We start from the raw sequence: 24,990 nt of genomic DNA on the forward strand, positions 1-24,990 counted from the left end.
CGGGGTTGCCTCAGCAGTCGCGCAGCTCCGGGCTCTGGTTCAGGACCTGGCCGCGGGGACTGATGAACTCGCGATAGGTCGGCCCGTCGACGTCCGCGGGGGCGAAGGCGGCTACGCGGTGGCAGTTCTGGAAGGCGAGCACCACGCCGAAGTGCCGCTCCAGCGCGCCGCGGATGGCGTTGCTGGCCAGCGCCCGGAGCAGCTGGCCGCGCTCCTGCTCCGACGGCGGGGGCACCTCGTGCTCGCCGAACGGGGCCTCGGGGTGCTCGACCCTGTCGTCGGCGGCCGCGGTGACCACCTGCCACGCGTAGGGCAGCGAGTCCCGGACGACGGCGAGGAACTGGGCGTCGTCGAGCTCGCCGCGTTCAGCGGCGGTGAGCACGTGGGTGGGGACGTCGAGGGACACGGAACCTCCTGGGTTTGCCGGACGAACGGACGGGCTCGGGGTGACGGGTTCGGGTCGGTCACGCACGCGCGGCGCGGACGGCGCCGGGCCCCGGCACGAATGCGGGGTCGACCTGGTCGGCGAGGTCGGCACCCACGGCCCGGTTGGCCCAGGCCGCAGCGTTGCGGAGGTGGAACTCGACGGTGCCGCGGTGGTAGGCGGCCCAGTCGCGCTGCCGGTCGTCCAGCGCGCCCAGCACGGCGTCGAGCACCGCGAGGTTGGCCGGTTCCAGCGCGCTGATGGGGGCGACGCCACCGCGCTCGGCGGCCCGCACCCAGGCGGACTGACCGAACCATCCGAGCAGGGCGTCGCCCACCTGCTCGCGCAGGTAGGTGACGTCGTCCGGCTCGCTCACCTTGTTGCCCAGCACCCGCAGCGCCACGCCGTGGCCCGCGGCGTGCTCGGCATACTGCCGGTAGACACCGACGCCACGCCGGGTGGGCTCGCTGACGAGCACGGTCAGGTCGAAGCGGGTGAACAGGCCGGACGCGAAGGCGTCGGCGCCCGCCGTCATGTCCACCACCACGTACTCGCCGGGGCCGTCGACGAGATGGTTGAGGTAGAGCTCCACCGCGCCGGTCTTGGAGTGGTAGCAGGAGACGCCGACGTCCGCCTCGTCGAACTCGCCCGTGACGAGGTAGCGCACGCCACCCGCGACGGCCGAGTACCGCAGCAGCAGCTCGCCGTCCGGAGCGAGATCGAGCAGCCGGGACCCGGCGCCCGGCGGAGTGGTCTTGATCATCGTCTCGGCGGAGGAGATGCGCGGGTTGGCGGCGCGCAGGTGGTCCTTCAGCCAGGTGAGGTCGGTGCCGAGCGCGCGGGGCGGCGGCCCGTCGTGCCCCAGCGCCGCGCCGAGGTGCTGGTTGATGTCGGCGTCGATCGCGAGGACCGGGTGGCCGAGCTCGGCGAGATAGCGGCTGAACATCGCCGCGGACGTCGTCTTCCCACTGCCGCCCTTGCCGACGAACGCGATCCGCACCCGGTCCTCCGATGATCGATCCTGTGAGACCCGATAACGATAAGCGTTTCCACTAACGGGTGACGACACCGGCCCGGTGTGGAACGAACGGAGCGGAGAACGAGATCAGCGCGGGCGGCGACGCTCGGCGAGAAGCTCACGCAGCGGGGGCACCACCACGCCCTCGATCGCCATCTTGCGGCGCGCCCGGCGCCGGGCGACCAGCACGCCGACGAGCGCGAGCACCCAGATGACGTACTGCACGGTCCACGCTCCCCGGAACGCCTCCGGGCTGTAGCCGTCGGCCGGCCCGATGAGGCCGAGCACGACGCCCACCGTGAGTGCCACGAGCAACGACGCGAAGAACCCGCCGACGTTGACGATGCCGATCGCCGTGCCCTGGCGGTGCCCGGGGTTGAAGGTGCGGGCGTAGTCGAAGCCCACCATGGACGCCGGGCCGCCGAGCGCCAGCACGACCACGAGCAGCACCAGCAGCCACCGCGGGGCGGGCGGTGGAACCGCCAGTACGACCGTCCACATGAGGGCGGTCGTACCGATCACCGCCAGCACCAGCCACGAGCGCCGCAGGGGGTGCCGCGCGGTGAACTCGCCGAACAGCGGCCCGGCGACGATCCCCACGCCGACGAGCACCGTGAGCATCGCGCTCGCCGAACCGGGCGAGAAGCCCTGGCCCGCCACCAGGTACGGCACACCCCAGAGCAGCGCGAACACCGTGCCGGAGAACTGGGTGCCCATGTGGGTCCAGAGGCCGAGCCGGGTGCCCGGTTCCCGCCACGACGAGACGAGCCCGTCCACCACCTCGCGCGGCGACGGCGCGCGCGGGGGCGCGGGGGCGCCGGGCGGCCGGTCGCGCAGCACCGCCAGCGCCGCGAGCGCGACCGCCACCCCGAGCGCCGCGGCGGACACGAACGCGGTGGTCCAGCCCGGTCCGTGGAGCAGAACGGCGAGCGGGACGGCGCTGAGCACCTGCCCGAGCTGCCCGATCAGCCCGGTGAGCTGCGTCATCAGCGGCACGCGCCGCGGCGGGAACCATGCGCTGACGACGGACAGGACGCTGATGAACGTCAGCGCGTCACCGGCCCCGACCAGCACCCTGGCCAGGATCGCGAGCGGGAGGCCGGTGGCCAGCGCCAGCATGAGCTGGCCAGCGGCCATCGTGAGCGCGCCGACCACGATCAGCCTGCGGGCACCGAAGCGGTCGAGCAGCACGCCGACGGGTATCTGCAGCGACGCGTAGACCAGCAGCTGCAGCACCACGAACCCGGACAGCACCGCCGGGCCCGCGTGGAACCGCGCGGCCGCGTCGAGGCCCGCCACTCCGAAGGACGTGCGGTGCATGACTCCGACGAGATAGGCAGCCAGACCGACCGCCCAGACCCCCCAGGCGCGATGATGCACGTTCATATCGGATCCATGGTGCGGGCAGCGGCGCCCGAACGGGATGCTGTGCGGGGAAGTTCACGTTGCATCGGGGAGACTGACGTCGCCCGGGGGAACCCCCGACCGTGTGACGCTGCGACGGGCGGGGCGCCTGCCCCGTCGAGGAACCGGAGGTGTGCGGTGCTGGAGCCGGCTGAGCTGTACGAGGTGGCGGCGGACGCGCCGCAGCTGGACGAGCCCGTGCTGCTGGTGGCGCTCGACGGCTTCGTCGACGCGGGTAACGCTGCGCGGCTGGCCGTGGACGCGCTGCTGGCGGACCGCGAGGCACGCAGCGTGGTCCGGTTCGATGTCGACCAGCTCGTGGACTACCGGTCGCGGCGGCCACCGCTGCGGTTCGAGTCCGACCACTGGGCCGCCTACGACCCACCCCAGCTCGATGTCGTGGCCCTCTCCGACACGGGCGACACCGACTACCTGCTGCTCGCGGGGCCCGAACCCGACACCCAGTGGGAGCGCTTCTGCGCCGCGGTCGAGCAGATCGTGCGGCGCCTCGGCGTCCGCCTGGTGATCAATCTCACCGCGATCCCGATGGCCGTGCCGCACACCCGTCCGATCGGCGTCACCGTCCACGGCACGCGTCCCGACCTCACCGAGGGGCACGAGGCGTGGTTCGCCACCGCGCAGGTCCCGGGCAGCGCCGTGGGGCTCATGGAGTTCCGGCTCGGGGAGGCCGGGCTCGATGCGATGGGCTTCGCCGTGCACGTTCCGCACTACCTGGCCCGCGCCGAGTACCCGCAGGCCGCGCGGGTCCTGCTCGACCACGTGGGGCTGGCCGCCGGCCTCTACCTGCCCACCGAGGGCCTGTCGAAGGCCGCCGAGCGGGCCGAGGCGGAGATCGCCGAGCAGGTGGCGGCCTCGGACGAGGTGAGCCAGGTCGTCCAGGCGCTGGAGCGGCAGTACGACATGGTCGCCACCGGGCGTGGGGAGCGCTCGAGCCTCGGCATGTCCGGCGAGCTGCCCAGCGCCGACGAGCTCGCCGCCGAGGTCGAACGGTTCCTGGCCGACCAGGACGACGAGAGCGGTACCGACAGCCCCCGGAGCAGCGAGGACAACGGGGACGACAGCGGGGACGAGGGGCGCGGAGGAGCGCAGCCCAGCTGACCCGCCCTGTGGACAACTCCTCGGCAGCGCACCACACACCGTCGTGGCTGTCGGTGGTCACGGTGACCGTGGCCCGGTCGATGTCGACCGACCGAGGAGGAACCGGTGTGCAGGATGTGCGACGACCCCACCGTCGGCCCCGAGCAGTACCTGGAGCACGTGGCCCGGCAGCTCGAGGAGCGCTGCTGGGTGGTGCAGGGAGTGGCGGCCGAGCGCGATCGCCCGGGGTGGGCCTACACGGTGGGTCTCACGGCCCACCACCGGCCGGAGCTCGTGATCACCGGCATGCCGGTGGCCCGGGCCACGCGGCTTCTCGACGGTGTCGCGGCGCACCTGCTGCACGCCGCGGCGCCACCGCCCGGTGAGCAGGTACGGCTCGTCAGCGGGGTGCTGGTCGAGTTCGTCGCGGTCGAGCACCCCGAGGTCCACCTCGTCGTGGCCCACGCCCTCTACGGGCCGTCCGTGCGGGCGCTGCAGGTGGTGTGGGCCGACGACCGGGACCACTGGCCGTGGCATCCCGGCTTTCGGAGCCGCCGCGGGGGCCAGCCGGTGCTGGGCCCCCGGGCGACATGACGCCCCCGGCGCCGGTGACGGCCGCGAACGCCGCCGGCGCGATCAGGTCACGGAGCCAGGTCCAGGCCCGCCCGCACGATGCTGTCGGCGTCCAGGCCGTGGTGGCGGTAGACGTCGTCGAGGTCGCCGGACTGTCCGAACCGCGACACCCCGAGGTGGGCGGCCCGCACCTGGTTGATCCCCGCCAGGAAGGACAAGGTGTGCGGGTGGCCGTCCAGCACCGTCACCATCGGCGTGGCGCGGAAAGCCGGGAACGCGGCGTCGAGGACCCAGGTCTCCGCGTCCCCCCGGCCGCTGCGTGCCTGCAACGCGTCGAACAGCAGCCCGGCGCTCGTCACGCACACCACGTCGGTGGGCGTGCCGAGCGCCTCGAGCCGCTCGGCCGCAGCGAGTGCCTCGGGCACCACGGCACCCATCGCGGCGATGGTCAGCGCAGGCTCCGCGGCGCGGCGCAGCGGGTAGGCCCCGGCCACCACCTGCCGGCGGCGGCGTTCCCGGGCGGCCGGGTCGGTGGGCACCGCGGCGAGGGTCTGGTCCACCGGCCTGGTCGACAGCCGCAGGTAGGCCGAGGTCCCGTCCGGGCGGCCGAGCCGGGCCAGCGACGCCAGCAGTGTCCACTCCACGTCGATCGCGAAAGCCGGGTCGTAGCTGATGCACCCGGGCTGCTCCAGCCCCACCGACGGCGTGCTGATCGACTGGTGGGCCCCGCCCTCCGGGGCCAGCGACACCCCGGACGGCGTGCCGACGAGGATCGACTGCCCGCCCGCGTAGATCCCGAACGACCACGGCTCGAGCGCGCGCTCCACGAACGGGTCGTAGAGCACCCCGATGGGCAGCAGCGGCTCACCCCACCGGCTCCACGTGGCGCCCAGCTCCCCGAGCAGGCCCACCAGGTTCGTCTCGGCGATGCCCAGCTCCAGGTGCTGGCCGGTGGGCCGCTCCCGCCAGTGCAGGATCGTCTCGGGGTCGTCGGCGAACCAGTCCACCCGCTCGCGGGCCGACCACACCCCCACCTTGTTCACCCAGCCGCCGAGGTTGGTCGACGAGCTGACGTCCGGGCACAGGGTCACCACCCGGCGGGCGGCGTCGGGCGCGGAGCGGGTGAGGTCGAGCAGCGCCCGGCCCAGTGCCGCCTGGGTGGTGGCGGTGCCGGTGGGGGTACGGCCGATGTCTACCGGGATCGGCGCCACCGGGTGGGCCACCGCCGGTTCGCGGTGCAGCCGGGCGCTCACCGCCGCGCAGAGCTGGGCAGCCGGCGAGCCGGCGGGGAACCGCGCCCACGGCTCGTCCACGGAGGCACCGACCGCCGAGGCCAGCTCGGCCAGCTGGTCGTGGGTGAGCAGCGAGGAGTGGTTCTGCGGGTGCCCCTCGCTGGCGAGCCCGTACCCCTTCACGGTGTAGGCGAAGATCACCGTGGGGCGGGCGTCGTCGATCGCGGCGAAGGCGTCGCCGAGCGCGGCGAGGTCGTGGCCACCGAGGTTGCGGATCGCGGCGTGCAGGGTCTCGTCGTCGAGCCCGGCCACGAGGCCGGCGATCTCCCGGTCGTCGCCGGGGAGCCGCTCGCGCAGCTGGGCCGGGGTGCAGCGCAGCAGCCGCTGGTACTCCGGGTTGGGCATCTCGTCGATCCGGCGGCGCAGGGCCGCCCCGCCGTCGCGGGTGAACAGCTTCTCCAGCAGGCGGCCGTACTTCACGGTGAGCACCTGCCAGCCCGCCGCCTCGAACATCCCCTGCAGCCGGGTGGCCCCGATGTTCGGCACCACCCGGTCGAGCGACTGCCGGTTGAGGTCGACGATCCACACCACCTCGCCGAGCTCGCCCACCATCGGGTCGAGGATCGCCTCCCAGCAGGCGCCCTCGTCCAGCTCGGCGTCGCCCACGAGGGAGTACTGGCGGCCCGTTCCCGGGTCGGCGCCCAGGGAGCTGACGTACCGCCGGGCGAGCGCGCCCCAGATCGGGGCGGTGGCGCCGATGCCCACCGAGCCGGTGGAGTAGTCCACCGGGTCGGGGTCCTTGGCCCGGCTCGGATAGCTCTGCAGCCCGCCGAACTCGCGCAGCGTCGTCAGGTAGCGCTCGTCGAGATCGCCGAGCAGGTAGTTGATCGCATGCAGCACCGGCGAGGCGTGCGGCTTCACCGACACCCGGTCCCCGCTGCGCAGGTGCTCGAACCAGAGCGCCGTCATGATCGTCGCGATCGACGCGCTCGACGCCTGGTGGCCCCCCACCTTCAGGCCGCTCGGGTTCGGGCGCACGCGGTTGGCGTGATGGACGATCGCCGTGGCCACCCAGAGCACCCGCTGCTCGATCTCGCGCAGCACCGCCGACGGATCGGCTCCGGCCGCACCACCGGCAGCGTCCGGCCGCTCCTCGATGCTCGTCATCACGCCCCTCCTGGACCCATGTTGTCGCTCAACTGCACCACCGCGACGATGAATGAACAACTGCGGGCGTTATCACTGAGCAGACTGCTGCATCGGCAGCGATCACGACCCGAACGGAGGGCGCAGAATGCCCAACCCCGCCAGCGTCGATGCCACCGACGCGCGGCTCCTCCTCGCGCTCACCGAGAGCCCGCGGGCATCGGTGCTCGCGCTGGCCGAACGGCTCAAGCTCTCGCGCAACACGGTGCAGGCACGGCTGGCCGGGTTGGAGGCACGCGGCGTGGTCACGTCCTTCCAGCGCAGGATCGACCCGGCGGCGCTCGGCTACCCGCTCACCGCCTTCGTCACGGTGCAGGTCGTGCAGCGCCGGCTCGACGAGGTGGCCGCCGCGCTCGCCGAGGTGCCGGAGGTGGTGGACGTGCTCGGCCTGTCCGGCCCCGCCGACCTGCTGGTCCAGGTCGTCGCGCGCGACGCCGACGACCTGTACCGGATCGCCGGCCAGCTGCTCGCCACCGATGGCGTCGAGCGCACCAACACCTCACTGGTGATGCGCCGGCTTGTGGAGCACCGCCTCTCCCCCCTGCTGGAGCGCCTCGCCCACCCCCGGTGACGGTGCTCCGGCGCTGCGCACGCGGCCGTCCTGGGTGACGATCCGAGGATGAGCGCTGAGTCGACGCCTGGCCTGCCACCCGAGATCGTCGAGATGCTGGGGAACCCCAACCCCGCCGTGATCGGGACGATCCGCCGGAACGGCGCACCGGTCACCGTGGCCACGTGGTACCTGTACCGCCACGAACGGATCGTCGTGAACATGGACGCCGGGCGGCGGCGCCTCGACCACATCCGGCAGGACCCCCGGGTGTCCCTCACGGTGCTCGACCGGGACGACTGGGGCACGCACGTCAGCATGCAGGGGCGGCTGACCCTGCTCGACGACCACGACCTGCGGGACATCGACGAGATCGCCCGTCACTACACCGGCCAGGCGTACCCGCAGCGCGACCGGCCGCGGGTCACCGGGGTGCTCGACATCGAGACGTGGCACGGCTGGGGCCGTTTCGCCTGACGCCCGCCGGGCACGCCCCGAGGGACCGGCGGTGCCGCGGATCACGACCGTGCCGATCGGTGCTGCTCGGAGCAGGTAACGAGCGCATTCCTGTCCCGGCGGTCCGATTGACGCCACCACCCCGGTCGTCGCAGGGTGCACGCAACCGTGACATCGGGGCCGGTCGATCGCCGGCCATGACGACGTACAAGGGGGAGGCTCCGGCCACCCGGGGCCGCACAGGATGACCGTTTCCGAGACACCTTCCGAGACACCCAGCAGCGGCCCGCCGCCCGACACGGTGCAGGCGCCGCCCGCCACTGGGTCGGCCGACCGGCGCTACCCCGTGGACCGGTGGGTCTTCGGCGTCGCCGCGGTGCTCGTCGTGGCGTTCATCGTGTGGGGTGCACTGTCCACCGACACGTTGAGCGCCGTCGCCTCCGCGGTACTGGCCGGGATCATGAACGCGGGCGGCTGGGCGTTCGTGCTGGCAGCGAGCGGTTTCGTCGTGTTCGCACTGTGGCTGGCGTTCAGCCGGTACGGCAAGATCCCGCTCGGGCGCGACGGCGAGCAGCCGGAGTTCCGCACCGTCTCGTGGGTCGCGATGATGTTCAGCGCCGGCATGGGCATCGGGCTGATGTTCTACGGGGTCAGCGAACCGCTCGCGCACTTCACCAGCCCGCCACCGGGCACCGTCGCGGCCGGCACCCCGCAGGCGCTCGACGTCGCCATGGCCACCACGCTCTTCCACTGGACGCTGCACCCGTGGGCGATCTACGCGGTGGTCGGGCTCGCGATCGCCTACAGCACGTTCCGGAAGGGCCGCAGGCAGCTCATCAGCTCGGCGTTCGCCCCGCTGCTGGGCGAGCGGCGCAGTGAGGGCGCCTTCGGCAGGGCGATCGACATCCTCGCGATCTTCGCCACGCTCTTCGGCTCGGCGGCCTCGCTCGGCCTGGGGACGCTGCAGATCGGCGGTGGCCTGGAGGCCAACGGGCTCCCGCCGCTCGGTGACCTGCTGCTCGTGTCGATCATCGCCGTGCTGACCATCGCGTTCGTCTGCTCGGCCGTCACCGGGATCGCCAAGGGCATCCAGTGGCTCTCCAACATCAACATGGTGCTGGCGGGGGTGCTGGCCCTCGCCGTGTTCGTCGGCGGCCCGACGGTGCTGATCCTCAACCTGATCCCCACGGCCATCGGCGACTACTTCGGCAACCTGTCGGCGATGGCGGCCCGCACCGCGGCCAGCGGCGGCGACGCCACCGCCGAGTGGCTGGCGAGCTGGACGGTCTTCTACTGGGCCTGGTGGATCTCCTGGACCCCGTTCGTCGGCATGTTCATCGCCCGGATCAGCCGGGGCCGCACGATCAAGCAGTTCGTCACGGGCGTCATCCTGATCCCGAGCCTCGTGAGCCTGATCTGGTTCGCCGTCTTCGGTGGAGCGGCGATCAACCTGCAGCGCAGTGGCACCGATCTCGCCTCGCAACCCACCGAGGCCCAGCTGTTCGGGCTGCTGCACACGCTGCCGCTTGGCGGCGTGCTGGGCATCCTCGCGATGGTCCTGATCGCGATCTTCTTCGTGTCCGGCGCCGACGCCGCGGCGGTGGTGATGGGCACGCTCTCGCAGCGCGGCTCGATCGCCCCGTCCCGCTGGGTGGTGGTGTTCTGGGGTGTCGTGATGGGCGCGATCGCGATCATCATGCTGCTCGTGGGCGACGAGGGCGAGGCGCTCACCGGCATCCAGAACATCACGATCATCATGGCGGCGCCGTTCGCCGTGGTGATGGTGGTGCTGTGCGTGGCGCTGGCCAGGGACCTGCGCCACGACCCGCTCATGCTGCGCGACCAGCGCTCCGTCGCCGCCGTCGAGCAGGCGGTCGACTACGGGAGAAAGGCCTACGGCGACCGGTTCGTGGTGGCGGTGAAGCCGCACCCCGGCGAGCCCGGCAACGGGAGCGAGCCGGCCGGCGGCACCAACGGATCTCCCCCCGAGCGCACCTGAGCCACCCGTTGCAGCAAAGCCACTTTCACGCAAGGAGATTGCCGCAAAGTGGCTTTGCTGCAACTCGGGGCTGCAACTCCGGGCTGCAACTCAGGAGGACGTCTCCAGCACCACCTTGCCGGTGACCTGCCGCTCGTCGATCCGGGCGAGCGCCTCGGGCGCCCGCTCCAGCGGGAAGGTGGCGGAGACCAGCGGGGCCAGCGCGCCGGACCGCAGGTGCGGCTCCAGCTCGGCCCACTGCTCGCCCAGGTAGCCGGGCCGCGCCAGCGCGAAGGCGCCCCAGCCGACGCCGACCACGTCGATGTTGTTGAGCAGCAGCCGGTTCACCCGCACGGTCGGGATGTCGCCCGCGGTGAACCCGACGACCAGCAACCGGCCCTCGGGCGCGAGGCTGCGCAGCGAGTCGGTGAACCGGTCACCGCCCACGGGGTCGACCACGAGGTCGACGCCCGCCCCGCCGGTGAGCTCCTTCACCGCGTCCCGGAACCCGTCGGCGAGCACCGTCTCGTGCGCTCCCACCGAGCGGGCCACCTCGGCCTTCTCCTCGGTGGAGACCACTGCCACCACCGTGGCGCCCAGCGCCGCCGCGAGCTGGACGCACGCCGTGCCGACCCCGCCGGCGGCCCCGTGCACCAGCACCTTCTGTCCCGCCCGCAGGTGGCCCCGGACCAGCAGCGCGAAGTGCGCGGTGAGGTAGTTCATCGGCAGGCACGCGCCCGCCGCGAAGGACACCTGGTCGGGCAACGGCAGGACGTTCTCGGCCGGTGCCGCCACCAGCTCGGCGAACGCTCCGGTGCCGGCGAACGCGGCGACCCGGTCCCCCGGCCGGAGCGGGGACCCGTCGGGCGCCTCCCGCACGACTCCTGCGACCTCGGACCCGAGGGTGAACGGCAGGTCGGGCTTGTACTGGTAGAGGCCCTTGGTCTGCAGCACGTCGGGGAAGTTCACGCCGGCGGCGCGGACCTCGACCAGCACCTGGTCGGGCTGCCGCGCCGGTTCCGGCACGTCCCGCACCTCGACCGCCGCCGGGCCGTCCAACCGCACCACCTGCACAGCGCGCACGCCGATCCCTCTCCCTCGAGTGTCACCGGCCCCCATCCTCACCCATGCAGGTGGCGCAGCCGCTCCCCTGCCCCGCCGACGACCGCGTCACCGTGTCCGAAGCAGGCGATCTCGACGTCCAGCGCGGCCAGCAGGCGCATCGACGCGGCCGCGCGCTCGCGGTCGAGGTTGAACGGGCCGAGCATCAGCTCGCCGCCGTGCTCCGCGATCACGTCCCCGGTGACGAGCACCCCCTCGGCGACGAGGTGCAGGGCGATGCTGCCGTCGGTGTGACCCGGTACGTGCAGCACGCGGGCGCCGGCCCCGATGTCGAGCTCCTCACCGCCCTCCAGCTCGACGTCGACGCGTGCGGGCGGGGCGGGAGGCAGCCCGTGCGCGACGCGGGCGTGCAGCTCGCGCTCGGCGTCGGTGAAGTCGGGTGGCGGCCCCGACCGGTCGCCCCGGATGATCGACGCGTCGGCGCGGTGGGCCAGGACGGTGACGCCGGGCCACGAGCCGATCTCGGCGGCGGAACCGGTGTGGTCGTCGTGGAAGTGGGTGAGCACCACCCGCCGCAACGTCCCGAGCCGCTGTACGGCCGCGGCGACGGCGGGTGCGGAACCGGCCGGTCCGGTGTCCACCAGCGTCAGGTCGGCGCCGTCTCGCCACAAATAGGCCTGGCCCACCGGGAACCGCAGCAGGTGCAGGCGGGGCGTGAGCTCCAGGAGGTCCATCCCGCGACCGTAGGGAGCGCGGGCCCTGCAGGCCCGCTCGTTCGCGCAGGGCGGACCGTCAGGCCGGCACGCCGTCGTCGTAGTGCACGACGCGGGGCACATGGCTCAGCTTGTCGACGAGGTCGCAGAGCCAGCCGTCCACTCGTTCCTGGACGCGTTCGAGGCTGTCGAGCTCGCACGCCAGCTCGAGTGCGCGCTCGGAGCCCTCGGGGCCGTCGAGGGCGAGCTCCAGCTCGTGGCGGACGCGGTCGGCTCGCGCCCGGCAGCCGTCCGAGGTCTGGACGTGGGCGAGCAGGCGGGACCGCTGCTCCGAGGTGATGCTCTCGGGAACGGACGCGACGAGCTGTTGCAGGCGGTGCGGGTGCACGAGGTCCCCCTCAGGTGACGGTCATCACCTCGACCGTACGGCGGAGGGCTCGGCGACGGTAGTCCCGGCCGCTACGGTGCGATCATGTCGCGGTCGAGATGGGCCGATACCGCTCTTTTCCTCCGCGAGTTCGTGCGTCATCCCCTGAACACCGCGTCGGTGACACCCAGCTCACCCGCGCTCGCCGCCGCGATGACGGCGCCACTGCCCCGCGCCGGGGACCCCGTGGTGGTGGAGCTCGGTCCGGGCACCGGCGCGTTCACCCGCGCGATCCAGGAACACACCGGCGGGCGGGGCAGGCACATCGCCGTGGAGCTCAACCCGGCCTGGGCGCAGCTGCTCGAACACCGCCATCCGGGTGTCGACGTCGTGCTCGCCGACGCCCGTGAGCTGCCCGCACTGCTCGCCGACCGCGGCATCACCACGGTCGACGCGGTGGTCAGCGGGCTGCCCTGGGTGGCCTACGCACCCGGCCCCGACGGGCGCGGGCTGCACTCGGTGATCGTCGACGCGCTCGGCCCCGACGGCGTCTTCACCCAGTTCGGCTACACGTGGACGCGCTGGGCTCCGCCAGCCCGGCGCCAGCTCGCCGACCTCCGCGCGCACTTCGCCGACGTCGTGATCAGCCCGGCCGTGTGGCGCAACCTGCCGCCCGCCGTGGTCTACGAGGCCCGCGGACCGCGGCAGCCCGCCCGCTGACCGGAGAGCGGGTGGGCGCCGCAGCGGGTCAGAGATGCGGCTGCACCAGCTCGACGTAGCGGCGGGCGAGGGTGGCGACCACCTGCTCCCCCGGCGCCGCCCACACGTCGGCGTGGAAGATCTCCACCTCGACGTCTCCCGCGTACCCGGCGGCCGCGACCGCGCGGGTGAAGGCGGGGAAGTCGACGTGGCCGTCGCCCATCATCCCGCGGGCCAGCAGCGTGTCGGCGGGCAGCGGGGTGATCCAGTCGCAGACCTGGTAGCTGACGATCCGCTCCCCCGCCCGCGTGATCTGGGCGTGCACGCCCGGCTCCCACCACAGGTGGAAGGTGTCGACGACGACGCCCACCTCGTGGGGCGCGAACGCCTCGGCGATGTCGAGCGCCTGGGCCAGCGTGGAGACGACCCCGCGGTCGGCGGCGTAGATCGGGTTCATCGGTTCGATGCCGAGGGTGACCCCGCGGTCGGCGGCGTGCGGCACCAGCGCCGCGATCGCCTCGGCCGCCCGCGCCCTGGCCCCGGGGAGGTCCTTGTCACCCGGTGGCAGGCCACCCGGGACGAGGACCAGCGCGCGGGTGCCGAGCGCCGCGGCCTCGTCGATGGCCCGCCGGTTGTCGTCGTGGGCGGCGATGCGGGCCGCCGGGTCGGACGCGGTGAAGAACCCGCCGCGGCACAGCGACGAGACCCGCAACCCGGCGTCGTCGACCCAGCGGCGGGCGACGCCGACGCCGACCTCCGCCACCGGTTCACGCCAGAGCCCGATCGCGGGAAGACCGGCGGCGACGGCCCCGTCGACCGCCTCACGGAGGCTCCAGTGCGCCGTGGTGCGCTGGTTGAGCGACAGGCGGGCCAGCCGCGGGTCGCCCGGTCCCGGCGTGCCGACGCGGGCGGGGGCGCCGCTGGGGACGTCGAGGACCGCCGTCACCGGGCCGCCCCCGCCACCGCGAGCAGCCCCCGGAACCGCTCCGCCGCCCGCTCCGGGTCGGGCAGCAGCCGGGCCGCGTTGGCCAGCGCGAAGGCCTCGCTCAGGTGCACGACCGAGCGCGCCGACTGCAGGCCACCGACCATCGTGAACCCGGGCTGGTGGCCGCTGAGCCAGGACAGGAACGCGATGCCGGTCTTGTAGTAGAACGTCGGCGCGGCGAAGACGTGACGCGACAGCGCCAGGGTGGGTGCGAGCTCGGCGTCGTAGCGGGCCAGGTCGCCGTCGTCGAGCGCGGCCAGCGCCGCCGACGCCGCCGGAGCGATGGCGGCGAACGCCCCCAGCAGCGCGTCCGAGTGCTGGTCGCCGTCGCCGCGGATCAGCTCCGGGTAGTTGAAGTCGTCGCCCGTGTAGAGCCGCACACCGGCCGGGAGCGCGGCGCGCAACCCGATCTCGTGCTCAGCCGACAGCAGCGACACCTTGACCCCGTCGACCTTTGCGGCGTGCGCCGACACGAGCCGTAGGAACGTCTCGGTGGCCGCTGGGATGTCCGTGGAGCCCCAGTAGCCGCGCAGCTGCGGGTCGAACGCCTCTCCGAGCCAGTGCAGGATCACCGGTTCCCGCACCTGGCGCAGCAGCTCGTCGTAGACGCGCAGGTAGTCGTCCGGTCCGGCCGCGACGGCCGCGAGCTGGCGCGACGCCATGAGGATCACCTGGGCGCCCGTGCCCTCCACGAACTCGACCTGCTCGCCGTAGGCGGCGAGCACGTCGTCGACCGACACCAGATCGGTGCGGTGGTCGGTGCCGGCCCCGGCCGCGATGCGGGCGTCGTGCGCCCTCGCCTGCTCGCTACTACGCGTCACCAGTTCCTGGACGGCCACCCAGTCGAGGCCCATGTTCCGCTGCGCCGTGTCCATCGCCTCGGCGACGCCCAGGCCGTAGGAGAACAGGTGGCGGCGGAACGCGAGCGTGGCGTCCCAGTCGACGGCCGCCGGGGCACCGGGCACGTTCTCGCCCCACGGGTCGGCCGCGACGTGCGCGGCGGCGAACGCCACCCGGCTGCGGTACGGCCCGGGGTGCTCGGCCCACTCCCGGGGCTCGGCCAGCTCCACGGTGCGCCACCCGCCCCCCGCGACGGGCAGGTCGATCCGCGCTCCGGTGAGCGGCACCTCCCGCTCGGTCAGGCTGGTCATGCCGGCCCGCCCGCGAGCTGCACCCGGACCCCCTCGGCCGACGACCGCAGCGCCGCGTCCACCAGACGCAGGCCGCGCACCCCGCTCATGAAGTCGTAGGGGTGCGTCCGTCCCGCGTCGACGTCGAGCAGGTAGCGCTCCCACTGCGCGCGGAAGCCGTTGGTGAACTCCTGGTTGTCGGGCACCTCCTCCCACTGCCCGCGGAAGTCCTGGTCGGTGGGCACGTCGGGGTTCCACACCGGCTTCGGCGTGCGCACCCGCGGCTGGATTCGGCAGCCGAAGAGGCCCGCGACGGCCGACCCGTGCGTGCCGTCCACCTGGAACTCGACGAGCTCCTTGCGGTCCACCCGCACCGCCCAGGACGAGTTGATCTGGGCGATGACGCCGCCGGCCAGCTCGAAGATCCCGTACGCCGCGTCGTCGGCGGTGGCCTCGTAGGCGTTGCCCTGCTCGTCCCAGCGCTGGGGGATGTGCGTGACGGACCTGGTCATCACCGCCTCGACGCCGCCGAAGAGGTGCTCCAGCACGTAGTTCCAGTGGCAGTACATGTCGAGCGTGATCCCGCCGCCGTCCTCGGCGCGGTAGTTCCAGCTCGGCCGCTGCGCGGGCAGCAGGTCACCCTCGAAGACCCAGTAGCCGAACTCACCGCGCACCGACAGGACCCGGCCGAAGAACCCCGAGTCGATCAGCCGCTTCAGCTTGATCAGGCCGGGCAGGTAGATCTTGTCGTGCACCACCCCGTCGACGATCCCCGCGGCCCGGGCCGCCTCGACGAGCTCCATCCCCTCCTCGACCGACTCGGCGAGGGGCTTCTCCGTGTAGACGTGCTTGCCGGCGGCGATCGCCCGCAGGATCGCCTTCTTGCGCTCGCTGGTGACCTGGGAGTCGAAGTAGACCGACGCCCCGTCCTCGGCCAGCGCGGCGTCGAGGTCGGTGTGGAACAGCTCGATGTCGTGGCGGCGGGCGATGTCGGCCAGCTTGTCGCGGCTGCGTCCCACCAGCACCGGCTCGATCTGCAGCCGGGTGCCGTCGGGTCGCAGGACCCCGCCGTCGTCGCGGATCGCGAGCACGGAGCGTAGGAGGTGCTGGCGGTACCCCATCCGCCCCGTCACGCCGTTCATCACGATGCGAACGGTGGGTCCTGACATGGGTCTACCTGCTCTCTCCGGGTTCGGCTGCGAACCGTCCGGCGTGGTCGGAACGAGGAGTAAGCGCTTTCCGAGAATAGGCCGGACGTTGAGGCAGCGGCAAGGCCAACGCTGTGACCACTGCGGACGGTATTTGTGCCGCCCCGCCTGTAGGCCGTTCAGGTGGGGCTGCCAATGTGACCCGAGTGCGTCTCGTCTTCCGCTCCGACGATCATGAGGAGTACTCCGCCGTCCGCGACCGCCTGCGACTGCACATCGTCGCCTGGGCGCGCCGGCGCGGCATCGAGGCGGAACCGTCACTCGTCGCCGCGGCACTCGACCACAAGCACAGCGTCGACGGCCGCCTCGGCCACTGGACCCGCGAGCACGTGGCCGACGCGCTGGCCGTGTGGTTCCCCCGCACGGTCGCGCTCCTGGAGGACGACCGGGACGCCGTCCCCACCGCCCTGCACGCCCTGATCGGCTTCCTCGCCGACCACGACTGGCTCGACTCCCGCTCCGCCCCCGCCGACGAGCTGCACGCACAGGTCACCGACTCCACGCCGGCCCTGTACGACGCCCTCGACGACGAGCGCAACCACGACCTCGGCACGTTCTGGGCCGTGCAGATGCTGCGCCACGGTGTCGCGACGGCCGACCCCGCCGCCGTCGCCCGTTTCCTGTCGCAGGTGCACGCAGGCGAGCTGGCGATCGACCGGGCCGCGTTGGACGAGATCCGGCGCCGCCAGGAGAACGAGACCACCGAACCGCCCCGTCCCGAGCTGCCGCCCGTGCTCCTTCCCGGCGCCGCCCAGATGCTCGCGGCCGCCGACTCCAGCGTCGCGCTCGCCCGCCTGCGCGCCTTCACCCGCTGGGTGCGGGCGGGGCGCGCGGTCACCCGCGAGGGCAGGCTCCTGCTCGCCGACGCCCGCGCGGTGGCGGACGCTCTGGACCTGGATCACTTCAGCCGCGACCGCGCCCGCACCAGCGACGACCTCCCGGAGATCACCCTGCTGCTGCACTGGGCACGGCAGGCCCGGCTCGTGCGTGTCGTCCACGGGCGGCTGGTGCAGGTCAAGAGCGCGGCCCCGCTGCTGAGCCGGCCGATCGAGCTGTGGAAGCGCGCGTTCGAGGCGGTCGGCGGCATCGGCGAGCACTTCGGGGGCAGCAACGTCTTCGGCGCGCCGTCGCTGTTCGGGATGAGCCTCGGGGAGGCCTTCCCGATCCTGCTGTTCCAGCTCTACTCCGCAGGCGGCGAACCGATCCCGGTGGAGCTGTTCCACCGCGCCGTGCGCGACACCGTGAACGAGCGGATGGGCTGCGTCGTCGACGACCTCGCCGGCGACGTCGAGCACCGGCTGTGGCGCCGCGACGTCACCGCGCTGCTGGACGCGCTGGAGCTGCTCGGCGCCGTCCACCTGTCGGAGAGCCTCGACGGCGACAACCAGGAAGAGCTGATCGCCCTCGCCGGCCGCGACGACCCCGACCCCACCCTGGTCTCGCTCACGCCGCTCGGCGTCTGGGCCGTGCAGGAGATGCTCACCGACCAGGGTGTCCACGCGCCGCTGGTCGGAGAGCTCGCCGACGAGGACATCGAGTACGTCTGCGTGCGTTGCAGCGGCCTGCGCCCCGAGATCGTCGAGGCCGAGCTGACCGCGTGGGTACGGGCCCGCAGCGGACGCGCGGCGGCCCAGGAGATCATGCGGTACCTGCAGCGGGTCGAGGATCCCGCGCACCGGGACCTGGCCCTGTTCGCCCTGTCCCGGGCCGGCGCCCCCGGGCGGGAGGCGGCCCGCTGGCGCGGCCGCCCCGCCGTGGCGCTGCGGGCCCCCTCCACGGGCGCCCAGCCGCGCGTCGAGTGCGACGCCCGGGCCCGCCGGCCCTGACCACTGCTCCATTTGGGGGATGCGCGGTACCTGTCCGTTACGTCAGGGGCACTCGGCGCGAGTACGGATCGGGTGGTGGCCGCCGCCCGTCCGCACGGAGGAAAGAGCAGCGGGATGGCCGACCCCTACGCGAGCTGGTCCGGAGCACCCAAGCAGTGGATCGTCGTCCCGGCGCAGCGCCGCTCGTCGCCGACGCTCGGCCCGGTCTTCCCGTCGGCCCCACCCCGCCGCATCAGGGGCGGCGGGATCGCCAGCTTCGCCGTGGCCGCCGTCCTGCTCACCTTCAGCGGCCCGAACACCTCGGTGGCCGACCTGGACAGCCCCTCCCCGGCCAACCCGGTCCCAGCCCTGGCCCCCTGACCCACCCCGCCCCGCCCCCACCCCGCGGCGCCCCCACCCCGCGGCGCCCCCGCCCCGCCCCGAGCGCGGGCCCCAGCCCCCGCGAGTCGCCCGTTTCCCGCGCGCGAGTCGCCCGATTCAGCCGCGCGAACCGCCGCAGCGGAACGCGCAAACCCGCCCAGACGCGTCCTCGCAGAGCCACCACGCTCCTCGCAGGGCCCACAGCATCTGCGACGACCCCACCCGCCCTGCGAAGACACCCAACCAGCCACGCGGTGGCCGCCCCACGGTTCAGGAAAGCCACTTTCAGGGCCGGAGAGTTCCGGAAAGTGGCTTTCCTGAACTTGCCGTGAACCTGCGGCGGGGTCAGGCGCGCAGGGCCGCGTCCACCACCTCGCGGGCCTCGTCCTGGATGCGGGTGAGGTGGTCCGGGCCGCGGAAGCTCTCGGCGTAGACCTTGTAGACGTCCTCCGTGCCCGACGGGCGGGCGGCGAACCAGCCACCCTCGGTGACGACCTTGAGGCCGCCCAGGGGGGCGCCGTTGCCGGGCGCGGCGGTGAGGCGCTCGGTGATGGGGTCGCCCGCCAGTTCGGTGGCCGTGACGTCGTCGGCCGAGAGCTTGCCCAGCTTCGCCTTGGACTCCGGGTCGGTGGCGACGTCGATGCGGGCGTAGGCGGGCTCCCCGAACTTCTCGGTCAGCGTGCGGTAGCGCTCGCTCGGCGTCTCGCCGGTGACGGCGGCGATCTCCGAGGCGAGCAGCGCGAGGATGATCCCGTCCTTGTCGGTGGTCCACACGGAGCCGTCGGTGCGCAGGAACGACGCGCCCGCGCTCTCCTCGCCCCCGAAGCCGATCGTGCCGTCGAGCAGGCCGGGCACGAACCACTTGAACCCGACGGGGGTCTCGACCAGCTTCCGGCCGAGGTCGGCGGCCACCCGGTCGATCATCGACGAGCTGACGGCCGTCTTGCCGACGCCGGCGTCGGGCGACCAGCCGGGCCGGTTGCCGTAGAGGTAGCCGATGGCGACGGCGAGGAAGTGGTTGGGGTTCATCAGCCCGTCGGCGGTGACGATGCCGTGCCGGTCGGAGTCGGCGTCGTTGCCGGTCGCGATCCGGAAGTCGCCGCGCCGCTCCACGAGCGAGGCCATCGCGTAGGGCGACGAGCAGTCCATCCGGATCTTGCCGTCCCAGTCCAGCGTCATGAAGCCGAACTGCGGGTCCACAGCCGGGTTGACGACGGTGAGGTCCAGCCCGTAACGCTCCGCGATCGCGCCCCAGTAGGCGACGCTGGCGCCGCCGAGCGGGTCGGCGCCGATCCGGATGCCGGCGTCCCGGATGGCGTTGAGGTTCAGCACCGACGGCAGGTCGGCGACGTACTCGCCGAGGAAGTCGTAGCGCCCGAGTCCCTGGCGGTCGATCGGACGGCGCGCCACCCCGGCCAGCTTCGCCTCGAGCAGTTCGTTGGCGCGTTCGGCGATCCAGCTCGTGGCGTCGGTGTCGGCCGGGCCACCGTTGGGCGGGTTGTACTTGAAGCCACCGTCAGCAGGCGGGTTGTGCGACGGGGTGACCACGACGCCGTCGGCCAGTCCGCTCACGCGGGCCCGGTTGTGGGTGAGGATCGCGTGCGAGACGGCGGGGGTCGGGGTGAAGGCGTCGTCACCGTCGGCGAGGACGTGCACCCCGTTGGCCTGGAACACCTCAACGGCGGTGATCCACGCCGGCTCCGACAGCGCGTGCGTGTCGCGGCCGATGAACAGCGGCCCTTCCGTGCCGTGAGCGGCGCGGTACTCGCAGATCGCCTGGCTGGTGGCGGCGATGTGGTCGTCGTTGAAGGTGGTGCGCAGCGACGAACCGCGGTGTCCCGACGTCCCGAAGGCCACCCGCTCGCCCGCCACGCCGGGGTCGGGGTGGCGGTCGTGGTAGGCGGCCAGCAGCGCGTCGACATCGACGAGATCGCCCGCCTGGGCGGGGGTTCCGGCGCGGGGATCGGACGACATGAGTGCTCCTGCGGTACGGGCGGCGGGGTCGGGGACACCTTGCCATTGCGGAGGGGGTCACTGCAGGACGCGTGGGCGATGGTCACAGTGAGCGAGCAGTTACCCGATCCGGGCCTCTTGTCCGGAGCGCCCGTATCCGGTCGTGTCGGCGCCGCGTTGGGCGTGACAGCGGGTACAGCGACCGTCACAGTCAGTGTGGACGGCGTTCCGCTCGAATCTTGAGGGAAGGCATCATGCGCGTTCGCACGACCGCCGCCGCAATTGTTCTCGCCGCGGCCTCCTCGTTGACCTTCGCTGGCCTCGCGCACGCTCAGCCCGGCGACAACGACTGTGGCAGCTACTCCTCGCAGGAAGAGGCCCAGACCGCGTTCGACGACGCGGCGGACGACGACAACGTCGACGACCTCACGAACCTCGACGAGGACAACGACGGCAACGCCTGCGACGACTTCGACTTCGCCGCGAACGACGACAACAACGACGACAACAACGCCGCGGACGACACGACCACCGCGGCCCCGGCTCCTGCCCCGCAGGTGGCTGCCGCACCCGCGGGCGGCGTGGACACCGGCGACGGTTCCACGGACGACATGCTCCCCGGTCTCCTGGTCCTCAGCGGTCTGACGACCCTGGGTGCCGGTGCCGGCGCGCTTGCCCTGCGGCGTTCGGCTCGCCGGTCCGACTGATCGGTCCGCACGGACGGCGACGGCTCCCCGGGCCGTCGCCGGGTAGTAAGGCGCCCACCTCGGCGGAGTGCGACCGCTGAAGCCCGTGCCCCGCTCGGGGCACGGGCAGCTGGGCGGAGGACCGGCAGTGGCGTCAGGCCGAGAGAGGCGAGCGCTGCTGGGGGATGCGCAGGTGCAGGGGGACACCTGCGCGCACCGTGGTGTCGGTGGTGAGGTGGTAGTGACCGCCCCGCGACCGCCCGCAGCGGTAGGACCTCAGCAGCCGGGCACCGAGCGACTCGAGCTCACGGGCCGCCGCCTCCGCGGCCTCGCGGGTGGGGTAGATGACCTTCCCGTCGGTACCGCGGCTCTGGCGGGGCAGCACGTGGCCTTCGATCTCGGCGCGGCTGGGTGTGCAGAAGATCGGGCGCCCGCCCTTGGTCAGCCGGGCGTGGCGGTGCAGGACCTCGCCGCGGGCCTGATCACGGACGCCGCGCTGCTCCGGGACCTCCGGTCCGGTGGTCGCGTCGCTCATGTCAGGGGCCCTCCTGCACGTCGCCGGTCGGAAGATCGCGAGGCACAGCTTCCCGTGTACGGGGCGGTAGCGGGATACCACCATCGTGTCCTTTTCTCGGAAGAGTTCACTGTGGGTCACGCCTGCCGCCCCCCGTCGGGAGTGTCCGACCGGCGTCCTACCTTTGTCCCGCACGAGGGAGGGGGGTGGGATCAGTGGTGCTGCACGTGCACCGGGCCGAGCGGGCCGACGCGCTGGCCGGGGCGCTCGGTGAGCTCCTCGCCCACCCGCCGGAGGATCCGTTCACGGCGGAGGTCGTCGCGGTGCCCGCCAAGGGCATCGAGCGCTGGCTGGCGCAGCAGCTGTCGCACCGGCTGGGCGCCGCCGCCGGGCGGGGTGACGGCGTGTGTGCTGGTGTCGCGTTCCCCTCCCCCACCGCCATGATCGCCGCAGCGGTCGGCGGTGCCACCGGGGTCGACCCCCGGGACGACCCGTGGCGCCCCGAGCGGGCGGTGTGGCCGCTGCTCGAGGTCATCGACGAGAGCGCGGGCGAGCCGTGGTGCGCCCCCTTGGGCGTCCACATCGGGGTTCGTGACGGCGACGCGCGACGCAGCCGCCGGCATGCCACCGCCCGCCACCTCGCGGAGCTGTTCGCGTCCTACGCCGCGGCCCGTCCCGACATGCTCGAGGGCTGGCGGGCGGGCGGCGGCGTCCCGGGCGACCGCGCCGCCGACCTGGCCTGGCAGCCCGAGCTGTGGCGGCGGCTGCGCGAGCGGATCGGGGTGCCGGGGCCCGCCGAGCGGCTCGGCGCCGCCTGCGCGGCCCTGCGTGCCGATCCCGCGGCGGCCGATCTGCCGCCGCGGCTGTCCCTGTTCGGCCCCACCCGGCTGCCTGCCGAGCACCTCGCCGTGCTCGGGGCGCTGGCGGAGCACCGCGAGGTGCACCTGTGGCTGCCCCACCCCTCCCCCGCGCTCTGGGCCGGCGTCGAGCCGCTCCGCCGCGTCCCGCAGCGGCGCGCCGACCCCACCGCGAGCCTGCCGCGCCATCCGCTGCTGTCCTCGCTCGGGCGCGACGTCCGGGAGCTGCAGGTCCGGCTGGCCGCGGCGGCCCCGTCCCTCGTCGACCACCACCACCCGCTGCCGGACCCCCCTGCCACCCTGCTGGGCAGGCTGCAGCACGACCTGCGCGAGGACCGGCCGCCCACGGGCGAGAGCCCACCGCGGCCGGACGACCGCAGCGTGCAGGTCCACTCCTGCCACGGCCCCGACCGCCAGGTCGAGGTCCTGCGCGAGGTCGTGCTGGGGCTGCTGGAGGCCGACGCCACGCTCGAACCCCGCGACGTGCTGGTCATGTGCCCCGACATCGAGACGTTCGCGCCGTTGATCTCCGCGAGCTTCGGCCTGGGCGACCGGGAGGCGCCGGGCGCCGAGACCCACCCGGGCCAGCAGCTGCAGGTGCGGCTGGCCGACCGCGCGCTGCGTCAGGTCAACCCGCTGCTCGACACGGTCGCGCAGCTGCTCGAGCTGGCCGACGCCCGGCTCAGCGCGTCGCAGCTGCTCGACCTGCTGGGCTCCACCCCGGTGCGCCGCCGGTTCCGGCTCGACGACACCGACCTCGACAGGTTGCGCGAGCTCGTCGTCCGGTCCGGGGTGCGGTGGGGCCTCGACGCGCCTCACCGCGCTCCGTTCCATCTCGACGGGTTCCCGCAGAACACCTGGTCAGCCGGCCTGGACCGGCTGCTGCTGGGGGTCACCATGGCGGGCGGCTCCGGGGAGCAGGAGTGGCTCGGCACCGCGCTGCCCATGGAGGAGGTCGACTCGGGCGACGTCGAGCGGATCGGACGGCTCGCGGAGTTCGTCGACCGGCTCGCCACGGTCCTGTCCCGGCTGGCGGGCGAGCACACCCTCGACGAGTGGGTGGCCGCGCTGGTCGGCGGCCTCGACGCGCTCACCGACACCACCGCCACCGACGCGTGGCAGGCCGCGCAGGCCCGCGGCGAGCTGGCCGACGCCGCCCGCGCGGCCGGCCCGCACGCCGCCGTCGTCCCACTCGGGCTGGCCGACGTGCGGGGGCTGCTCGGGGAGCAGCTGCGCGGGCGTCCCACCCGCGCCAACTTCCGCACCGGCACGCTCACCGTGGCCACGTTGGTGCCGATGCGGTCGGTGCCGCACCGGGTGGTGTGCCTGCTCGGGCTCGACGACGGGGTGTTCCCGCGGGCCGGTGTGCCCGACGGCGACGACGTACTGGCCCGCGACCCACTCGTCGGGGAGCGCGACCCCCGCAGCGAGGACCGCCAGCTGCTGCTCGACGCGATCTGCGCGGCCACCGAGCATCTCGTCGTCGTGCACTCCGGGGCCGACGAGCGCACCGGCGCGCGCCGCCCACCGGCGGTGCCGCTCGGGGAGCTGCTCGACGCGATCGAGGCCACGGCCGGGGCCGGCGCCCGGGAGCACGTCGTGGTGCGCCATCCGCTGCAGCCGTTCGACGCCCGCAACTTCACCGCGGCCGCGCTGGCCGCGCCCGGGCCCTTCAGCTTCGACCGTGCCGAGCTGGCCGGGGCGCGGTCCGCCGCCGGGCCGAAGTCGTCGGCCAGGCCGTTCGTCACGGGGCCGCTCCCGCCCGTCGAGCGGCCGGTGGTCACGCTGGACGAGCTGGTCACGTTCCTCGAGCACCCGGTCAAGGAGTTTCTCCGCCAGCGGGTCGGCCTGTCGCTCTTCGCCGGCGAGGACGACCCGTCCGACGCGCTGCCGGTGGATCTCGACGGGCTGGCCACCTGGGCGATCGGCAACCGGCTGCTGCACGACCGGCTCGCCGGCCACGACCTGGACCACTGCAGGCAGGCCGAGTGGCGACGCGGCGAGCTGCCGCCGGGCGCGCTGGGCGACGCCGTGCTCACCCGCGTGCTCGACGACGTCGAACCGCTGGTCGCGGCAGCGGCCCCGCTCCGGGTGGGCGAGGCGCAGGACCGGGACGTCGACGTCTCGCTGCCGGGTGGCATCCGCGTGGTGGGCACCCTCGGCGGTCTCCACGGCACGGTGCTGCTGCGCGTCGAGTTCTCCCGGTTGGCGCCGAAGCAGCGGATCCGGGCGTGGGTCCGGCTGCTGGCGCTCACCGCGTCCACAGCGGAGCCGTGGACGGCCGTCACGATCGGCCGGGGCACGCGGTTCGGGTTGTCCAGGGCGAGCGCGGGGCCGCTCGATCCCGCGCAGGCCACCGACGTGCTCGCCGAGCTGGTCGAGCTGCACCGGGCCGGGCTGCGGGAGCCGCTGCCGCTGCCCACGGTGGCGGCCCACACCTACGCCACCGTGCGGCGCGGGGGGGCCGACGCCGCTGCGGCGCTCGAGGAGGCGCTGCGCAAGTGGACCAGCGGCGCGGGCGCCGAGCAGGCCGACGACGCACACGTGCGGGTCTGGGGGCGCGCCCCGGGGCCCGGCGTGCTCACCGCCCCCGGCGGACCGGGCAGCGAGCCCACCCGGTTCGGTGCGCTCGCCATGCGGTTGTGGGCCCCCTTGCTGACGGCGGAGGACGTGGTTCGGCTGTGAGACGAC

22 protein-coding genes are annotated in these 24,990 nt (G+C 73.6%); 10 read left to right on the forward strand and 12 right to left on the reverse strand.

The features are described 5' to 3' along the window. Window positions 1-10 precede the first annotated feature (10 nt). From ACQPZA_RS25140 to ACQPZA_RS25150, 3 genes are all read right to left on the reverse strand, one after another. Window positions 11-406, reverse strand: coding sequence for an SCO5389 family protein (locus tag ACQPZA_RS25140; RefSeq protein ID WP_169396739.1), 396 nt, complete (start codon window positions 404-406; stop codon window positions 11-13). A 58-nt stretch (window positions 407-464) separates the two neighbouring features. Continuing rightward, window positions 465-1,424: an AAA family ATPase gene (locus ACQPZA_RS25145; protein WP_433274317.1), complete on the reverse strand. Its 960-nt coding sequence runs from the start codon at window positions 1,422-1,424 to the stop codon at window positions 465-467. 105 nt (window positions 1,425-1,529) lie between these two features. Further along, window positions 1,530-2,828, reverse strand: a complete 1,299-nt coding sequence (locus ACQPZA_RS25150) for an MFS transporter (protein WP_433274319.1) — start codon at window positions 2,826-2,828, stop codon at window positions 1,530-1,532. 156 nt (window positions 2,829-2,984) lie between these two features. On the opposite strand from ACQPZA_RS25150, the gene ACQPZA_RS25155 reads away from it, so the two are divergent. After that, the gene (locus tag ACQPZA_RS25155) at window positions 2,985-3,965 is read left to right on the forward strand and encodes a PAC2 family protein (RefSeq protein ID WP_433274321.1); all 981 of its coding nucleotides are present in this window, start codon (window positions 2,985-2,987) and stop codon (window positions 3,963-3,965) included. A gap of 114 nt (window positions 3,966-4,079) precedes the next feature. Further along, entirely contained in the window at window positions 4,080-4,538 is a 459-nt protein-coding gene (locus ACQPZA_RS25160; protein ID WP_433282980.1) for a DUF4262 domain-containing protein, read from the forward strand. A 47-nt stretch (window positions 4,539-4,585) separates the two neighbouring features. Here ACQPZA_RS25160 and ACQPZA_RS25165 read toward each other — a convergent pair whose 3' ends face one another. Further along, window positions 4,586-6,916, reverse strand: a complete 2,331-nt coding sequence (locus tag ACQPZA_RS25165; protein WP_433274323.1) for a transketolase-like TK C-terminal-containing protein — start codon at window positions 6,914-6,916, stop codon at window positions 4,586-4,588. 127 nt (window positions 6,917-7,043) lie between these two features. Between ACQPZA_RS25165 and ACQPZA_RS25170 the strand changes: the two genes are divergently transcribed. The 3 genes from ACQPZA_RS25170 (at window position 7,044) to ACQPZA_RS25180 (ending at window position 9,960) form a co-directional block, all read left to right on the forward strand. After that, window positions 7,044-7,526 carry an Lrp/AsnC family transcriptional regulator gene (locus ACQPZA_RS25170; protein ID WP_169396744.1) on the forward strand — a complete coding sequence of 161 codons (483 nt, stop codon included), beginning with the start codon at window positions 7,044-7,046 and terminating at the stop codon, window positions 7,524-7,526. A gap of 48 nt (window positions 7,527-7,574) precedes the next feature. Then, a complete protein-coding gene (locus ACQPZA_RS25175; protein WP_433274326.1) occupies window positions 7,575-7,982 on the forward strand; it encodes a TIGR03618 family F420-dependent PPOX class oxidoreductase in 408 nt (135 codons plus the stop codon). Between the two features lie 223 nt (window positions 7,983-8,205). Beyond that, on the forward strand, window positions 8,206-9,960 hold the full coding sequence (locus ACQPZA_RS25180; protein WP_433274328.1) for a BCCT family transporter: 1,755 nt from the start codon (window positions 8,206-8,208) through the stop codon (window positions 9,958-9,960). Between the two features lie 90 nt (window positions 9,961-10,050). On the opposite strand, the gene ACQPZA_RS25185 is transcribed toward ACQPZA_RS25180, so the two are convergent. From ACQPZA_RS25185 to ACQPZA_RS25195, 3 genes are read right to left on the reverse strand one after another with little or no spacing between them, the layout of a single operon-like run. Next, on the reverse strand, window positions 10,051-11,022 hold the full coding sequence (locus tag ACQPZA_RS25185) for an NADPH:quinone oxidoreductase family protein (protein ID WP_433274330.1): 972 nt from the start codon (window positions 11,020-11,022) through the stop codon (window positions 10,051-10,053). 38 nt (window positions 11,023-11,060) lie between these two features. Then, window positions 11,061-11,735, reverse strand: coding sequence for an MBL fold metallo-hydrolase (locus tag ACQPZA_RS25190; protein ID WP_433274332.1), 675 nt, complete (start codon window positions 11,733-11,735; stop codon window positions 11,061-11,063). 58 nt (window positions 11,736-11,793) lie between these two features. Further along, window positions 11,794-12,102, reverse strand: a complete 309-nt coding sequence (locus ACQPZA_RS25195; RefSeq protein WP_169396749.1) for a hypothetical protein — start codon at window positions 12,100-12,102, stop codon at window positions 11,794-11,796. Between the two features lie 84 nt (window positions 12,103-12,186). Between ACQPZA_RS25195 and ACQPZA_RS25200 the strand changes: the two genes are divergently transcribed. After that, window positions 12,187-12,801, forward strand: coding sequence for a class I SAM-dependent methyltransferase (locus ACQPZA_RS25200; protein WP_433274334.1), 615 nt, complete (start codon window positions 12,187-12,189; stop codon window positions 12,799-12,801). Window positions 12,802-12,829: 28 nt separating this feature from the next. Here the strand turns inward: ACQPZA_RS25200 and ACQPZA_RS25205 are convergent, their stop codons facing one another. From ACQPZA_RS25205 to ACQPZA_RS25215, 3 genes are all read right to left on the reverse strand, one after another. Further along, on the reverse strand, window positions 12,830-13,654 hold the full coding sequence (locus ACQPZA_RS25205) for a sugar phosphate isomerase/epimerase family protein (protein WP_433282981.1): 825 nt from the start codon (window positions 13,652-13,654) through the stop codon (window positions 12,830-12,832). Window positions 13,655-13,722: 68 nt separating this feature from the next. Beyond that, window positions 13,723-14,916: a dihydrodipicolinate synthase family protein gene (locus ACQPZA_RS25210; RefSeq protein ID WP_433274336.1), complete on the reverse strand. Its 1,194-nt coding sequence runs from the start codon at window positions 14,914-14,916 to the stop codon at window positions 13,723-13,725. After that, window positions 14,913-16,064: a Gfo/Idh/MocA family protein gene (locus tag ACQPZA_RS25215; protein WP_433274338.1), complete on the reverse strand. Its 1,152-nt coding sequence runs from the start codon at window positions 16,062-16,064 to the stop codon at window positions 14,913-14,915. Before ACQPZA_RS25215 ends, ACQPZA_RS25210 begins: the two co-directional genes overlap by 4 nt. A 176-nt stretch (window positions 16,065-16,240) precedes the next feature. On the opposite strand from ACQPZA_RS25215, the gene ACQPZA_RS25220 reads away from it, so the two are divergent. Together ACQPZA_RS25220 and ACQPZA_RS25225 are read left to right on the forward strand one after the other, a co-directional pair. Continuing rightward, entirely contained in the window at window positions 16,241-17,929 is a 1,689-nt protein-coding gene (locus ACQPZA_RS25220; protein WP_169396752.1) for a hypothetical protein, read from the forward strand. A gap of 114 nt (window positions 17,930-18,043) precedes the next feature. Beyond that, window positions 18,044-18,289, forward strand: coding sequence for a hypothetical protein (locus tag ACQPZA_RS25225; RefSeq protein WP_433274340.1), 246 nt, complete (start codon window positions 18,044-18,046; stop codon window positions 18,287-18,289). A 345-nt stretch (window positions 18,290-18,634) separates the two neighbouring features. On the opposite strand, the gene pgm is transcribed toward ACQPZA_RS25225, so the two are convergent. Beyond that, the gene (gene pgm, locus ACQPZA_RS25230) at window positions 18,635-20,263 is read right to left on the reverse strand and encodes a phosphoglucomutase (alpha-D-glucose-1,6-bisphosphate-dependent) (protein WP_433274342.1); all 1,629 of its coding nucleotides are present in this window, start codon (window positions 20,261-20,263) and stop codon (window positions 18,635-18,637) included. Between the two features lie 233 nt (window positions 20,264-20,496). Between pgm and ACQPZA_RS25235 the strand changes: the two genes are divergently transcribed. Next, window positions 20,497-20,949: an excalibur calcium-binding domain-containing protein gene (locus ACQPZA_RS25235; protein WP_433274344.1), complete on the forward strand. Its 453-nt coding sequence runs from the start codon at window positions 20,497-20,499 to the stop codon at window positions 20,947-20,949. A gap of 133 nt (window positions 20,950-21,082) precedes the next feature. On the opposite strand, the gene ACQPZA_RS25240 is transcribed toward ACQPZA_RS25235, so the two are convergent. Beyond that, the gene (locus ACQPZA_RS25240) at window positions 21,083-21,463 is read right to left on the reverse strand and encodes a hypothetical protein (RefSeq protein ID WP_433274346.1); all 381 of its coding nucleotides are present in this window, start codon (window positions 21,461-21,463) and stop codon (window positions 21,083-21,085) included. 185 nt (window positions 21,464-21,648) lie between these two features. Between ACQPZA_RS25240 and recC the strand changes: the two genes are divergently transcribed. Then, a complete protein-coding gene (recC, locus tag ACQPZA_RS25245; protein ID WP_433274348.1) occupies window positions 21,649-24,984 on the forward strand; it encodes an exodeoxyribonuclease V subunit gamma in 3,336 nt (1,111 codons plus the stop codon). Window positions 24,985-24,990: the final 6 nt, after the last annotated feature.

Source organism: Pseudonocardia xinjiangensis, from assembly GCF_050948425.1.
Taxonomy (GTDB): domain Bacteria; phylum Actinomycetota; class Actinomycetes; order Mycobacteriales; family Pseudonocardiaceae; genus Pseudonocardia; species Pseudonocardia xinjiangensis.

Coding starts and splice junctions, on each gene's coding strand:
- ACQPZA_RS25150 (WP_433274319.1), bottom strand. CDS start 2,828: ATGAACGTGCATCATCGCGCCTGGGGGGTCTGGGCGGTCGGTCTGGCT.
- ACQPZA_RS25175 (WP_433274326.1), top strand. CDS start 7,575: ATGAGCGCTGAGTCGACGCCTGGCCTGCCACCCGAGATCGTCGAGATG.
- ACQPZA_RS25225 (WP_433274340.1), top strand. CDS start 18,044: ATGGCCGACCCCTACGCGAGCTGGTCCGGAGCACCCAAGCAGTGGATC.
- ACQPZA_RS25165 (WP_433274323.1), bottom strand. CDS start 6,916: ATGACGAGCATCGAGGAGCGGCCGGACGCTGCCGGTGGTGCGGCCGGA.
- ACQPZA_RS25180 (WP_433274328.1), top strand. CDS start 8,206: ATGACCGTTTCCGAGACACCTTCCGAGACACCCAGCAGCGGCCCGCCG.
- ACQPZA_RS25240 (WP_433274346.1), bottom strand. CDS start 21,463: ATGAGCGACGCGACCACCGGACCGGAGGTCCCGGAGCAGCGCGGCGTC.
- ACQPZA_RS25210 (WP_433274336.1), bottom strand. CDS start 14,916: ATGACCAGCCTGACCGAGCGGGAGGTGCCGCTCACCGGAGCGCGGATC.
- pgm (WP_433274342.1), bottom strand. CDS start 20,263: ATGTCGTCCGATCCCCGCGCCGGAACCCCCGCCCAGGCGGGCGATCTC.
- ACQPZA_RS25215 (WP_433274338.1), bottom strand. CDS start 16,064: ATGTCAGGACCCACCGTTCGCATCGTGATGAACGGCGTGACGGGGCGG.
- ACQPZA_RS25235 (WP_433274344.1), top strand. CDS start 20,497: ATGCGCGTTCGCACGACCGCCGCCGCAATTGTTCTCGCCGCGGCCTCC.
- ACQPZA_RS25160 (WP_433282980.1), top strand. CDS start 4,080: ATGTGCGACGACCCCACCGTCGGCCCCGAGCAGTACCTGGAGCACGTG.
- ACQPZA_RS25200 (WP_433274334.1), top strand. CDS start 12,187: ATGTCGCGGTCGAGATGGGCCGATACCGCTCTTTTCCTCCGCGAGTTC.
- ACQPZA_RS25190 (WP_433274332.1), bottom strand. CDS start 11,735: ATGGACCTCCTGGAGCTCACGCCCCGCCTGCACCTGCTGCGGTTCCCG.
- ACQPZA_RS25170 (WP_169396744.1), top strand. CDS start 7,044: ATGCCCAACCCCGCCAGCGTCGATGCCACCGACGCGCGGCTCCTCCTC.